The sequence below is a fragment of the Aeoliella straminimaris genome (assembly GCF_024054565.1).
Lineage (GTDB): Bacteria > Planctomycetota > Planctomycetia > Pirellulales > Lacipirellulaceae > Aeoliella > Aeoliella straminimaris.
Map to the genome: position 1 here is coordinate 16,415 of NZ_JAMXLR010000025.1, position 12,518 is coordinate 28,932.

The 12,518-nt window shown below is 62.9% G+C and carries 12 protein-coding genes; 6 read left to right on the forward strand and 6 right to left on the reverse strand.

Translation table 11 applies throughout. From position 1 onward, the window contains the following. Positions 1-68: 68 nt before the first annotated feature. From NG895_RS06865 to NG895_RS06880, 4 genes are all read right to left on the reverse strand, one after another. The gene (locus tag NG895_RS06865) at positions 69-809 is read right to left on the reverse strand and encodes a DUF2071 domain-containing protein (RefSeq protein WP_252851731.1); all 741 of its coding nucleotides are present in this window, start codon (positions 807-809) and stop codon (positions 69-71) included. 51 nt (positions 810-860) lie between these two features. Then, on the reverse strand, positions 861-1,100 hold the full coding sequence (locus NG895_RS06870; protein ID WP_252851732.1) for a hypothetical protein: 240 nt from the start codon (positions 1,098-1,100) through the stop codon (positions 861-863). Between the two features lie 190 nt (positions 1,101-1,290). Beyond that, positions 1,291-2,652 (reverse strand): tetratricopeptide repeat protein, encoded by a 1,362-nt coding sequence (locus NG895_RS06875; protein WP_252851733.1) that lies wholly within the window; start codon positions 2,650-2,652, stop codon positions 1,291-1,293. 67 nt (positions 2,653-2,719) lie between these two features. Continuing rightward, a complete protein-coding gene (locus tag NG895_RS06880) occupies positions 2,720-4,132 on the reverse strand; it encodes a class II fumarate hydratase (protein WP_252851734.1) in 1,413 nt (470 codons plus the stop codon). 209 nt (positions 4,133-4,341) lie between these two features. Between NG895_RS06880 and trpC the strand changes: the two genes are divergently transcribed. Together trpC and NG895_RS06890 are read left to right on the forward strand one after the other, a co-directional pair. Next, complete coding sequence (trpC, locus tag NG895_RS06885) at positions 4,342-5,124, forward strand: indole-3-glycerol phosphate synthase TrpC (RefSeq protein WP_252851735.1); 783 nt, start codon at positions 4,342-4,344, stop codon at positions 5,122-5,124. A gap of 73 nt (positions 5,125-5,197) precedes the next feature. Next, positions 5,198-6,133 carry a mechanosensitive ion channel family protein gene (locus NG895_RS06890; RefSeq protein ID WP_252851736.1) on the forward strand — a complete coding sequence of 312 codons (936 nt, stop codon included), beginning with the start codon at positions 5,198-5,200 and terminating at the stop codon, positions 6,131-6,133. Positions 6,134-6,200: 67 nt separating this feature from the next. On the opposite strand, the gene NG895_RS06895 is transcribed toward NG895_RS06890, so the two are convergent. Then, positions 6,201-7,196 carry a hypothetical protein gene (locus NG895_RS06895; RefSeq protein ID WP_252851737.1) on the reverse strand — a complete coding sequence of 332 codons (996 nt, stop codon included), beginning with the start codon at positions 7,194-7,196 and terminating at the stop codon, positions 6,201-6,203. A 170-nt stretch (positions 7,197-7,366) separates the two neighbouring features. Between NG895_RS06895 and larC the strand changes: the two genes are divergently transcribed. Together larC and NG895_RS06905 are read left to right on the forward strand one after the other, a co-directional pair. Beyond that, positions 7,367-8,542, forward strand: coding sequence for a nickel pincer cofactor biosynthesis protein LarC (larC, locus tag NG895_RS06900; RefSeq protein WP_252851738.1), 1,176 nt, complete (start codon positions 7,367-7,369; stop codon positions 8,540-8,542). 29 nt (positions 8,543-8,571) lie between these two features. Beyond that, positions 8,572-8,913, forward strand: coding sequence for a hypothetical protein (locus tag NG895_RS06905; RefSeq protein ID WP_252851739.1), 342 nt, complete (start codon positions 8,572-8,574; stop codon positions 8,911-8,913). Between the two features lie 2 nt (positions 8,914-8,915). Here NG895_RS06905 and NG895_RS06910 read toward each other — a convergent pair whose 3' ends face one another. Then, the gene (locus NG895_RS06910) at positions 8,916-9,800 is read right to left on the reverse strand and encodes an undecaprenyl-diphosphate phosphatase (protein WP_252851740.1); all 885 of its coding nucleotides are present in this window, start codon (positions 9,798-9,800) and stop codon (positions 8,916-8,918) included. 32 nt (positions 9,801-9,832) lie between these two features. Between NG895_RS06910 and NG895_RS06915 the strand changes: the two genes are divergently transcribed. Continuing rightward, on the forward strand, positions 9,833-10,798 hold the full coding sequence (locus tag NG895_RS06915) for an MBL fold metallo-hydrolase (RefSeq protein ID WP_252851741.1): 966 nt from the start codon (positions 9,833-9,835) through the stop codon (positions 10,796-10,798). 238 nt (positions 10,799-11,036) lie between these two features. Then, positions 11,037-12,497 (forward strand): tetratricopeptide repeat protein, encoded by a 1,461-nt coding sequence (locus tag NG895_RS06920; protein WP_252851742.1) that lies wholly within the window; start codon positions 11,037-11,039, stop codon positions 12,495-12,497. Positions 12,498-12,518 lie beyond the last annotated feature (21 nt).

Here is a 12,518-nt window from a genome sequence, read left to right on the forward strand (position 1 = left end):
CGCTCAACCGCCGGTGGCAGTTATTGCGTACGCGCCGCAGTGTTTCAAGTCTCCATGCGTAACCAACCTCACGCCCCGGCCGTCACGGCACAGCATAGGTCGGGCCGGCCGAGCCATTCGTGGCTGATGTTGAGCATCAGCAGGGCGCAATCGAATTGAATCGAACCCGGCGGAAAGGCCAGCTCGTTTTCGAAGTAACTCGATTCGATGCGATAGACATCGAGCGGCTCGACTTGCCAGTTCTGGCAACGCAGTTCCAGCCCGTCGAACTTGCCATCGCTGTGAGTGTCGGAGTAACCCAGCGCCCCCTGTTCGAAGAACGCGGACGCCTCGGCCACGGACCGGAAGACCGACGAGGCTGGCAGTCGGTCGGTCACGTCTGCCGCGACCAGCACCCGGGTGTCGCCGTCGTCGCTCTCGAGCTCGATCGAGTAGTGCGCTTCGGATTCTTCCACGGTGAACCTTGCGTGGTGATGGACACCGGGGAAGAGGGTGCCGCCCGCCCAAGTATTGAGCCGCGAATCGGTATCACGGCGAGGAATATAGACGCCCGTGTGCGTCTGTCCATCGTCGTCCCACTCCACGGCAATGCGATGTGCGGCATTCTCCGAACCCATGCCCCACGGCAATGGAAAGAACCATGGCCGGATGGCCTTCAGCCGGATCAGACAGATACCGCCGATGGCAAATCCACCGACGAGCTGCGGCCGAAACGGGGCGGGGAGGTTGCGGGCCATCACCTCGGGATCGATGCGAAAATTTGCCAGAATCCGCCGGTCGATGATGCCACGAATGACTGGTATGCGCATGGTGGTGCTTTCGGGCCTGGCAAGTGCGACGCACGCTTCGCCGCGGCAGCACTAAACAGCTTTATGCGAATCGTTAGCCGCACGGTTCGGTGATGACTCGGGAGCATCAACGTACGAGGTGCTCATCCACAAATCGAACACCAGGAAGGCGAGCGCTGCCCCAACGATTAGCAAGCCGATCGTATCGGTATTGTTATAGCGACGAGCATCCGGCAACGACTCGGCGATCGTTCCTGCGGCTGCCATGATCGCACCAGCGAGTATAACGATGGACAACGCGATAGGTCGCATGGGAGCCTCCGAGGAGTTTGAACGGTGCCGGTTGGCTGCGCTGCTTGCCCACGCAACGCTGCCTCTTCTTCCAGCATATCCGCTTAGACCGGGCTGCGCCAAATTGCTGAGATACGAGCTGAAAACGCTCCAGCTGTGCGATAGCGCCCGAGACCATCCACCGAGGAAGTCTGGGCATTCTGTTCTGCGACTACTCGGTGCGGAACGCTTGGCCGCTGCGGTAGAGTCCCAGGCGGTGGAGGTACTGTTGCTTTAGGTTCGCGTCGTCTTCCAGGACGATCGCCTGCTGCTCAAAGGTGATGGCCCGAGTAAAGTCGCCACCGGCGGCATGGGCGGCGGCCAGGATGTCGAGCACCATGGGGTCGTCGTGGCCGCGGAGTTGCGCCAGCCGATCGGCAGCGGCCAGCGCCTTCTGGCCGTCGCGGAATTGTTCAATCGGGCAGGTGGCCAGTATCCAAGCAGTGCTGCGGTAGGCGGTTGCCGAGCTGGGGTCGAGAACCAGTGCCCGCTGGAAGTCGCCCACCGCTTGTTCGTACATCCGCTCGGCGGCGAACACGTTGCCGCGACCAACGTAGGCTTGCGCTGAGTTGGGATCGAGCCGGATCGCCCGATTGAAGTCCGTGGCCGCTTCGCTACGTTCACCCAGTTCGTTCAGCACAACCCCCCGGGCGGTGTACAACGAGGCCTCGTCGGGCATCGTTTGCATGGCGACGGTATAGTCCTGGACGGCCTCCCGCCAACGACCCATCTGGCTTAGCAGTTCGCCACGGTTGTAACGGGCGATGGCAAAGGACGGGGCCAGATCGACCACACGGTTGAAGTCCGACAGGGCATCGGCCCGCTTGTTGTAGCGAGCCAGCGTGACGCCGCGATTGTGTAGCGCGGCCCAGTTGTTGGGATCGAGCTGAATGGCTTCCTGAAAGTCTTCGAACGCGGAATGTTCGTCGCCCTTTTCAACCAACAGTTCGCCGCGCCGGTTGTAGGCCCAGGCCCCCAGCTTGGCCAGCGAATCGGCCGTTGTACGCTCCGGTCCCGCATCGAGCGCGCGGTGGCACTGATCGATCACATCGCCAAAGTCGCCAACATTCTTGGCGTCGACGGCCAGCTCGCGGGCGACAACCAGCAACGCGGCCGAGCGCGAAGGCGCCAGCTGCACTTTGGCCATCGCCAGCTCAATCACCTCATCCGCCGATACTTCCGGTTCGTGGTCGTCGATCATCACCGCCTGGCCAGGGGGCTCGGGCGGTTCGAGCTGCTGCAGCGATTCGCTTTCGGGCAACAACCAACTGGGCAAGCTGAGTGGTGCGGGATCGGGCGGTACCGGTCGCAAGTCCGATGCCTGGGCGGCGGGCGACTCGGCCGCCTTCAGCGGCCGGGCGTTACGCCAGTAGTTGGTCTGCTCGACCTGCGGTTTCTCGGCCGGCAACTCGATCCGCTCCGGCGCTCGCGGCGCAGCGGGATTGGTCAACTCGTCCGCTGACGAATCGGTAGATACACACGGGCCAACCAGCAGTCCCACGACTGCCGCCATCGCAATCCTTGCGTTCAGCATCCTTCCACGCATCCTTTCGTGGCCTTTCGATTTTTCAGCAGCTCAGTGAGCCGTCAGCCCGCGGCGATCATGCCTCGGGCCTGGTCATGCTGTCGTAGTCCATCAACTCCGTCAGGCGTGCCTCGGGCATCAGGTTCAGCTCGCCCACCAACTGCTTGATGGTCTTGCCTTCCTTATGGGCCTGCTTCGCGAGGGCGGCGCACTTCTCGTAGCCCACTTCCGGCGCCAGGGCCGTGATGGTCATCAGCGAGGCGTCCAACAATTCGGCACATCGAGCCTCGTCGACTTCCAAGCCCTTCAGCAGCTTATCGACGAACGTATCGGCAACATTGGCCAGCAACGTGACCGACTCGAGGAATCCGTCGATCATCACCGGCATGGCGACGTTCAATTCAAAGATCGAGCCGACCCCGCCCATGCCTGCCATGGTTACCGTGGCGTCATTGCCGATCACGCGGCAGGCGACCTGCATCACGCTTTCGCAAATCACCGGGTTTACCTTACCAGGCATAATGGACGAGCCTGGTTGAATGGCCGGCAACACCAGCTCGCCAATACCGCAGCGAGGTCCGCTGCCCAGGTGGCGAATGTCGTTGGCGATCTTCGACAGCGCCACGGCAACGGCCTTCAGCTCGCCATGGGCCTCGACAAAGGAGTCCTTGGTGGCTTGCGCCTCGCAGTGATCTTCGGCTTCGCTGAACAGCACACCCAGCTTAGTGGTGAGTGTCTTGCACACGCGGCCGGCGAAATCGGGATGGGCGTTGATGCCCGTGCCGACGGCGGTGCCGCCGATGGGCATGTTCTCGAGAATTCGCATCTTGGCCCGCTCGGCCCGCTTATGGCAGTACTTCGCCTGCGCGGCGTAGCCGGCAAATAGCTGGCCCACACGAATCGGCGTGGCATCCATCAGGTGGGTGCGACCGACTTTGATAATCTTGTCCCACTTCTCGGCCTTGTCGGCGAGCGCCTTGGTCAGCTTTTCGAGCGCCGGCTCGAGCTGCTGGTCGAGCAGCACCGCCGCAGCGATGTGCATACCGGTGGGGAAAGTGTCGTTGGAGCTTTGCCCCATGTTCACGTGGTCGTTGGGGTGCACTCCCCCTTCGGCCTTGGTCGTGGCGCCCAGGCCCAGCTTTTCGTTGGCCACCGAGGCGATCACCTCGTTGGCGTTCATGTTCGTCGAAGTGCCGCTGCCGGTCTGGTAGACATCGACCGGGAAATGTTCGTCGTACTTGCCCTCGGCAACTTCCGTGGAGGCGGCGATAATCACGTCGGCCAGCTTGGCGTCCAGCTTGCCCAGGTCCTTGTTGGCCTGAGCCGCGGCGGCCTTCAGGTGGCCGAAGGCGTGAATCACGGTGGGGGGCACAGGGCGCTTCGCGATCGGGAAATTCTCCACCGCACGCGCGGTGCTCGCGCCGTACAGGGCCGAAGCGGGCACCTGCATTTCGCCCATGGTATCGCGTTCAAGTCGGTAGTCAGTCATTGTATTGCCTGCAAAATGGGGTGCGAAAACGCCCTCGCGCATGCTAGCACACACCCGCTCGCGCGCCGATAATAGGCGTTTTGTCAAACTTGCGAAATGCCAAGTCGACGAAGTATCCAAATTCAATTCTCAAGTTTCGTTCCCCGCCCGCAAGGCTCCGCCCGGGGTGGCCCCGGCAACCGATGCTTGAGCGCCCAAAGTTGATATCCATGTCTACAATTCTCGATAAGATTGTCGCCACCAAACGCACCGAGATCGCCGCGGCCAAGTCGGCTCGGCCGATCGACGATTTGCGCGCACAATTGGCGGATGCTCCCCCGGTACGCGACTTCCTGGCGGCCATCGCGGCGCCCGGACCGATTAAGTTGATCGCCGAAGTGAAGAAGGCCAGCCCCTCGGCAGGGCTGATTCGCGAGGACTTCGATCCCACCACCATCGCGACCATTTACCAGCAGCATGGGGCATCGTGCATCAGCGTGCTGACCGACGAGCAGTACTTTCAGGGCCACCTCGACTACCTGCGCGAGGTTCGGGCCGCGGTCGACATTCCCGTGCTGCGGAAGGACTTCATTCTGGACGAGTATCAACTGGTCGAAGCCCGCGCGGCTGGCGCCGACGCGGTGCTGTTGATCGCCGAGTGCCTCGCGCCGGATGAACTCACGATGCTACACGCCCAGGCCAACGAGTTGGGACTCACCGCGCTGGTGGAGCTTTATGAGCCAGGCAACTTGCCAGCAGTGCTGGCGGCGGGCGCACAGCTGATTGGTGTGAACAACCGCGATCTGCGGACGTTCGAAGTCGACCTGCACCACACGCTCGACATTCGCCGCCAGGTGCCCGAGGACAAACTGCTGGTGGGCGAGAGTGGCATCAAAACGCACGACGACGTGCAACTGCTGGCCGATGCCGGGGTGAATGCCATCTTGGTGGGCGAGTCGCTGATGCGCAAACCCGACATCGGTGCGGCGGTGGATGCCTTGTTGGGGCATTGACGTTGTCGCACGCCGTTGGCTTCTGCTATCAAATCGGTTCGCAATTCCCACCTGCCCTTGTGGACCGACCGACATGCTGCCCCTGCTTCCATTGGCCCAAGCGGCCGCCGCTCAGACCACCGAAGTCGTAGAGAAGGGAAAAGAAGGCACCATCGTGGCTCCGCCCGAGCAGGCCGAGGCACTCAAGAAGCTGCTGTCGTTCGACTTCAGTTTGACCTCCAGCGAATGGGTGTCGCTGGCCGAGTACTACGGACTTCGCGCGGCACTGGTGTTGGTGCTGCTGACGCTGGCGTGGACCATCGCCGGTTGGGCCTCGCGGGTGGTGCGGGCGAGCCTGCGAAAACTAAAGGTCGACGAGACGCTGACGCTGTTCATCGCCAAGCTGGTGTGGTGGAGTATCATCGTACTGGCCGCGCTGGCGTGCTTGTCGAAGTTCGGCGTCGAGACCACCAGCTTCGCCGCGGTGATTGGCGCCACCGGCTTTGCGATTGGTCTGGCGTTTCAGGGAACGCTGTCCAACTTCGCGGCCGGTGCCATGTTGCTGGTGTTCCGCCCCTACAAAGTGGGCGACGTGGTGAACGTGGCCAACAACCTGGGCAAGGTGCACGAGATCGAACTGTTTACCACCTCGATCGACACGTTCGACAATCGTCGGATCATCGTGCCCAACAGCTCCATCTATGGTTCGGTCATCGAGAACATCACCTACCACAGCCAGCGACGGGTGGATGTGGATGTTGGTGTGTCGTACGCGGCCGACATCGACGAGACCCGTCGCGTGCTGACCGAAGCGGCCAACGCTGCCGAAGGTGCCGCCGCGGATCCGGAACCGGCCATCATCCTGATGAGCCTGGGGGCGTCGAGCGTCGACTGGCAGGTCCGCGTGTGGGGACCGACCTCCGAGTTCCTAAACATCAAACAAGCGCTGATTCGCCAAGTGAAGATGAACCTCGACGCGGCGCAGATCGAGATTCCGTTCCCGCAGATGGACGTGCATTTGGACAAGTGAGCCAGGTGTCGGGCTTTGCCGTCCGTAGGGTGAGGACTCGTTGCATTCGACCCCAACCATGGGTGAGTTAAGCGGCATCCTCACATCGCGGAGCATAGATATCCGCTTCATTGAACCCCGGCAGCAGCATCTGCTGTTCCGACTCCCGGCGAGATTCGTACCGCTGTTGGTAGCCCTCGGCCAGGTGCATGGTGACTTCCAGCACCAACAGATCGGCACGGTTCATCACGTGCCGGGCGCTGCGGCGGCCGAGGCCGTGGATCATTCCCTCCAGCACCTCGACGTGCAGGGCGATGACCTGGTGCGCCGAGATCTTGGCGTCCACCAGCACTTCGGTCAGGCGATACATCTCGTCGCTCAGGTTGCCGGAGCCCATTACGACGTAGGTCTGCAGCAGATCGCGATAGTGATTCACCAGCGCCGCCGGCAAGGCAGCCCGCGAGCTTCTCGCTGTGACCTCGGCCAGCGAACCGGCCAGCCCCTCGGCATGGGTGACCTCGCCCGTGTCGACCGCTTCGAGTTCGGTGAGCAGAGTGCGTTGCTCTTCGAGCAGGCGTTCCGCTTCGGCGTGTTCGGAAGCCAGGCGTTGTCGCTCGGCCTCGACCATACGGCGGTTTTCGCGGACCAGTTCGTAGCGCCGGATCGCGCGGGCAAATTCCCACAACAGGCTCCGGGTGGTGGTCTGCTTCATCGAGCAATAGGCGTCTGCGCCCACCTCGTAGGCCAGCACCTCGAACGACTGGGGCGGTTCGACCCCCAGCACGATGATCGGCTCTTCGTGCCCACCGGTGCGGAGGGCTTCGACGAAGTCGAGCGCGTCGAGCACGCCGGGCTCGTGGAACACGACCACAGCATCGAACACTTCGTCCCGCAATAGGGCCAGACCGGCCGTAACGCCGACGGTTTCTTTCAGGATCACCCGCGTGGCGTTGTCGGTGGCGAACGCCTCGGACAGCCATGTGCTGCTGCGGTGCAAGGTAGTGACGTACAGCAACTTCAGCCGATCGGGAATCCGCGGCGGCAGGTAGCGGGCAGGGCGTGGTGACGTGGCTAGGGCGGTCATCGACCAATTGCTCCGAGGTTCCGGAGGCCAGCCGCCCCGACGCGGGGCGACAATCTCGGCCCGACAACACTAGGTAAACTGCGCCAAGGAGTCAACGTCGACGTGAAAGCCCTCCAACGGGTACAATTGCCGGTCTGACGAATCACTTTACCACTGCTAGCAAAGACAACATGCGAATTGCCTACCTCGATTGCGCCAGCGGAATCAGCGGCGATATGACCCTGGGAGCCTTGGTCGATGCCGGTGTCGACTTGGCCACACTGCAAGCGGGCATCGATAGCCTGGGCTTGCCAAGTTGCCGCCTGGTGGCGAGCGAAGTGAAGAAAAAGGGCTTCCGCGCCACGCAGATTGTGGTGGAGCACGAACCCGAACACGCCCACCGCCATCTGCATCACATCACGAAGATGATCGATGGCAGCACGCTTACCGAGCGGCAGAAGAAGCTGGCTGGCGACATCTTCCTACGGCTCGCCAAGGCCGAAGCCAAGGTGCATGGTAGCACCATCGAGAAGGTGCACTTTCACGAAGTGGGCGCGGTCGACTCGATTGCCGACATCGTCGGCGCGGCAATTGGATGGGATCTGCTGGGAGTAGACCGGGTGGTAGCTTCGCCGATTCCCACCGGCACCGGTTTCATCCAAATTGCACATGGTCGCTGCGCTATTCCGGCACCGGCCACGGCGGAGTTGCTCAACGGAGTACCGCTGGCCGATTTCGCTCCGGAGGGCGAACTGACCACACCCACCGGGGCAGCAATCGTCACCACGCTGACCAACGAGTTCGGCCCGGTGCCGGCAATGACCATCGAGACCATCGGCCTGGGGGCAGGGCAGAAGGACTTCGATCACGCCAACGTGTTGCGGTTGCTGGTGGGCGAGACGACCGGCGCGGCCACAGGAGTGCAAACGGACAAGATTGTCCTGCTGGAGACCAACCTGGACGATACGCCCGGCGAGCAGGTTGGCCACTGTGTCGACGCATTGTGGCAGGCGGGCGCGGTGGACGTGACGCTCACGCCCGTGCAGATGAAGAAGAATCGCCCCGGCGTGCTACTGACCGTGCAATGCCCACAGGACAAGGCCGACGCATTGGAGTCGATCGTATTCCGCGAAACCACCACATTAGGACTGCGGCGGCAATTGGTAGAGCGACGCATCCTGCCCCGCCGACAGATAGAGGTGGAGACATCCCTGGGCACCCTGCAGGGCGTGGTGGCCGAGTTGCCGGACGGCACCGAGCGATTTTCCGCCGAGTACGAAAGCTGCCGTCAGGCGGCCGAGCGGAGCGGAGCGACGCTAGCACAGGTGTACGCGGCGGCTACCGCTGCGTTTGCGGCGAAGAGCTAGAGACTGAACTTGCACGAAAGGACTAGGCGATGTTCGGCGATCAACTCGGCCCGATATTGATGTTCCTGTTGGGCATCGCGCTGCTGACGTCCATCCTGTTGCGGCGGACCTATCGCCAGGTGGGGCGCCGCCGCAAAGGCTTCGACAACCGACCCATCGACGCCCAACCGCGTCCCAAGACGGAGTGGGACGGCGCCAAGCACGACTCGGTAGCCGTGATAGAGAAGCAAAAGGTGCAATTGGCCCAGATGAGCCGCGACGTGAACGGGCAGCTCGATACCAAGATCATGATCCTGCGTGACCTGATCGCCCGCAGCGAGCAGCAGATCGAACGGCTGGAAGAACTTCTGGGCGAAACGCAGAACGTGTAACTCTATCCGCCGGCCGCAGCGGCCGTGGTGCCGAACATCTGCCACAACTGCCACGTTACGACGGCGATGCCCAGTGGTACCAGGTACCAGGCGAACACGCTCAGGGTGCCTTGCCGCACGAAGCGAATCAACAGCACCAGCGACGCCCAACCCACCAGGAACGACAGCACAAAGCCCACGGCAAGCACACCCAGGGCAGTGCTGCTGCCCTCGTCCAGGACGTCGAGCCCTTCGAGCACTCCGGCGCCGGCAATCGCTGGGATGGCGAGCAGAAAGGCAAAGGTGGCGGCTTCTTCTCGCTTGAGTCCACACGCAATGCCCGCGGCGATGGTCGAGCCGCTGCGCGAGATGCCCGGCAGAAGGGCACAAGCCTGGGCGATGCCAATCATGATCGATTTGCCAAACCCCAACTGCGTGTACTCGCCCTCGCCTGGCTTGCGCCGCATGGCAAACACCAACAGGGCGGCTGTGACGGGAAACATGCAGCCGGCGACCAGCACATTCTCCAGCACGCCCGCGGTAACGTGGTCTTCGAGGCCCTTCTTGAGAAACACCCCCGCGATGGCCGCCGGCACGGTACCCACGACCACGTAGGCAGCCACCTGACGATCGCGGGTCAGCATGCGAATGATCTCGCGCCGATAGTACACCAGCACCGCGAGCAACGTGCCCAGGTGCAACACGATATTCACCTCCACCAGATCCTCGGTGGGCGGATAGCCAATCTGCTTCAATAGCGCGTTGGCCACCACCAGATGCCCCGACGAACTGACGGGCAAAAATTCGGTGAGCCCCTGCACAATGGCGAGGATGACGACTTCGACCAGACCCATGATGGACGCATTCTGAAGGTGAGCAAACGAAAGGACGCTGTGGTAGGATAGCATGCTACACGGAAACAGGGCATGGCGGGGTGAATATGTTTCATTACGACAACGGGCTAAAGATCACGCGGGCGGGCCTGGGGGTGGACGTCCGACGGCGACAGCAGCGGGGATTCGTATCGCACGCCCACGCCGATCACATGGCTCGCCACGAATGGGCCTACGCCACGCCTGCCACCGCGGCCCTGTATCGTCACCGCCTGGGGCCGAAGTTGGCGGTTCGCGAAATGCCGTATCGTACGCCGCTGGAGATGGGCGGAGTGCAGTTGACCACTTATCCGGCGGGGCATTGCTTGGGTTCGGCGATGCTGCTGGCCGACGACGGTCGCGAGCGACTGCTGTACACGGGCGACTTCAAGCTGGGCGAATCGCTCACCGCCGAAGCGGCCGAGTTGCCCACGGCCGACGTGCTGGTGATGGAAACCACATTTGGCTCACCCCGCTACCGCATGCCATCTCGAGAGGTGGTAATCGAGCAACTGTTGGAGACCATCCAAACCGCGTTTTCCAAGGACCAAACCCCTGTGGTGCACGCCTATGCCCTGGGTAAGGCCCAAGAAGTCACGGCCATTCTCACTCGCGCGGGACTGGCGGTGTTGCAGCACCCCGACATTGCCGCTATCAGTCGAGTTTACCAGCAGCAGGGAGCCAACTTGGGCAACTATGCCGCGTACGGCGGACGCCTGCCTGCCGGGCACGTGGTGGTGACGCTGCCGCGATCGATGAGAGGCTTTCGCCTGGCGGGACTGGGCCAAGTGTTTTCGATTGGGGTTACCGGCTGGGCCATCGACCCCTCGACGCAGTACCGTCAACGAGTCGACGTGGCGCTGCCCTTGTCGGACCATGCCGACTTCGACGAGTTGCTCGAAGCCGCCCGACGCGTGTCGCCACGCCGCATTTATACCACGCACGGCCCACCGGGCTTCGATCAGCATCTGCGCGCGGCTGGCTTCGACGCCGTGCCGCTGGTGCCCGATCGTCAGCGACGGTTGTTCGCCTGATAGCGGCGAGGTTGCGGGCCAGGCAAGCTTTGCGGCCTGCAGGCGGACCTTCCTCACTGACCAGTGGGGGTTGTATCGGCCGTGCGGGCAGGGCATGGCTGGCGGGGGGCCGATTAGATGGCTTTTGCTGGTTTGCATGCTGGGGGCAGGACGACTTGTACCAGTACGGAGCGGCGCATCAGGCTGCCCGCCCCGGTACTGCATTGGCCACAGGTCGCACCGAGACAGAATTTCCCCCATGCCTACATCGCGTCCAAGGCAAGACCTGATTGGCCCCGCCGCTGCGGCCTTGCTGGTGACGGCGCTCGTCGCGGTCGGCATCCAGTGTCTGCCGGAACGAGTCGAAGAGCCCTTGAGCCCGCCCGCACCAGCCGTCGACGACCAGCGGATGGCCGATCGATTGCAGCCCATTCCCAGGGCAACCATCAAGAACGTGGCCGTCCAATCCACCAGGGTGCGACGTCTGCCGGAACCAGCGGTGGTGGAGCCCGCGGCGGCCGAAATCGAACCAACTCCTTTGCTGGAGTTGCTGCCTCCTATTCCGCCCGAAGAGCTGGCAGGCGATCAAGGCGAGTGCTTCGAGGCGCTGCCGGATGTCGAATCCGTTGCTGATCCTGAACCGGTGGTGCCCCAGGAAGAGGCACTGGCCGCCATCGAGACGGAGGCCCCCGCAACCGCGGATCGGATCGTCGAAGTGAACCCCAGCAGCGGGTTTGAAGCGGCGGAGTTCGACGAAGACGCCCAGCTGGCCGCCAGCACGTCGATCGACGATGTGTTGGCGTATTTCCCGGCCGCGAACCAATTGAGCAAACAGTTCCAGCCGCGCGTGCAGCAGACGTTTACCCTCGCTCGGCACGGCGCATTGCATGCAGCTCGGGCAAAGTTCGAGCAGTTGTTGGTCGAGTTGGCTCAGGCCAAAGATGCCACGCAGATGACCAGCCGTCACACGCAGGCACTGGCCGCGGGGCTGCGTGCCATTGAAGAGGCCGATGATTTCCTGGTTCGTGATACCACCAAGACCACTCCGCAGAAGATCGCCGCCGGGCACCAGACGCCCATGCTGCAGGAAGAGCAAGCGGAGCGGGTGCTGCCACACACAGCGGTGGCCATGTACCACTTGTACGCTCAGCAGAAACTGGCCATGGCTATCGAAGGCGAACAAGCCGGTTCGATGATGCTGTTCGGCCTGGGCAAGATCTACACTCAGTTGGCCCAGCGCGATGAGCAAACTCAGGCAGTGCGGAAGAGTCTTACCATGTACCGCAGCGCCGTGGGCGCGCACGGCGGCAATCACCTGGCAGCCAACGAAGCCGGCGTGCTGCTGGCCCGTGCTGGCCGCTACGAGCAAGCAGCCGCCCTGCTGGAGCATGCCGCGCAACTGGCCGATACCAGTGCCACGCAACGCAACCTCGCCTACGTGATGACGAAGCTTGACCGGCCTCAGCAAGCCGAAGCACACCGGCAAGCGGCCCAGCAAATCGCCCAGCGCGAGATTGCCAGAGGCCAGTTGTCGGCCGAACGCGGCATCTCCTGGGTCTCCCCCGACGAGTTTGCTCGTCGCACCTCCGGTGGTGCTGCCACCGTGGCTGCGCGGCCCGCAGCAACGGCGCCCCCCCGCCCTGCCCCGCCTGGCGCCGTAGCACCTGGCAGCGACCCGCCTTCGGCAACGCAACGGCCTGCGCACCCCATGTGGTGGTGAGCCAAACCTCTGCACACTGAT

Coding starts and splice junctions, on each gene's coding strand:
- NG895_RS06865 (WP_252851731.1), bottom strand. CDS start 809: ATGCGCATACCAGTCATTCGTGGCATCATCGACCGGCGGATTCTGGCA.
- NG895_RS06870 (WP_252851732.1), bottom strand. CDS start 1,100: ATGCGACCTATCGCGTTGTCCATCGTTATACTCGCTGGTGCGATCATG.
- NG895_RS06875 (WP_252851733.1), bottom strand. CDS start 2,652: ATGCTGAACGCAAGGATTGCGATGGCGGCAGTCGTGGGACTGCTGGTT.
- NG895_RS06880 (WP_252851734.1), bottom strand. CDS start 4,132: ATGACTGACTACCGACTTGAACGCGATACCATGGGCGAAATGCAGGTG.
- trpC (WP_252851735.1), top strand. CDS start 4,342: ATGTCTACAATTCTCGATAAGATTGTCGCCACCAAACGCACCGAGATC.
- NG895_RS06890 (WP_252851736.1), top strand. CDS start 5,198: ATGCTGCCCCTGCTTCCATTGGCCCAAGCGGCCGCCGCTCAGACCACC.
- NG895_RS06895 (WP_252851737.1), bottom strand. CDS start 7,196: ATGACCGCCCTAGCCACGTCACCACGCCCTGCCCGCTACCTGCCGCCG.
- larC (WP_252851738.1), top strand. CDS start 7,367: ATGCGAATTGCCTACCTCGATTGCGCCAGCGGAATCAGCGGCGATATG.
- NG895_RS06905 (WP_252851739.1), top strand. CDS start 8,572: ATGTTCGGCGATCAACTCGGCCCGATATTGATGTTCCTGTTGGGCATC.
- NG895_RS06910 (WP_252851740.1), bottom strand. CDS start 9,800: ATGCTATCCTACCACAGCGTCCTTTCGTTTGCTCACCTTCAGAATGCG.
- NG895_RS06915 (WP_252851741.1), top strand. CDS start 9,833: ATGTTTCATTACGACAACGGGCTAAAGATCACGCGGGCGGGCCTGGGG.
- NG895_RS06920 (WP_252851742.1), top strand. CDS start 11,037: ATGCCTACATCGCGTCCAAGGCAAGACCTGATTGGCCCCGCCGCTGCG.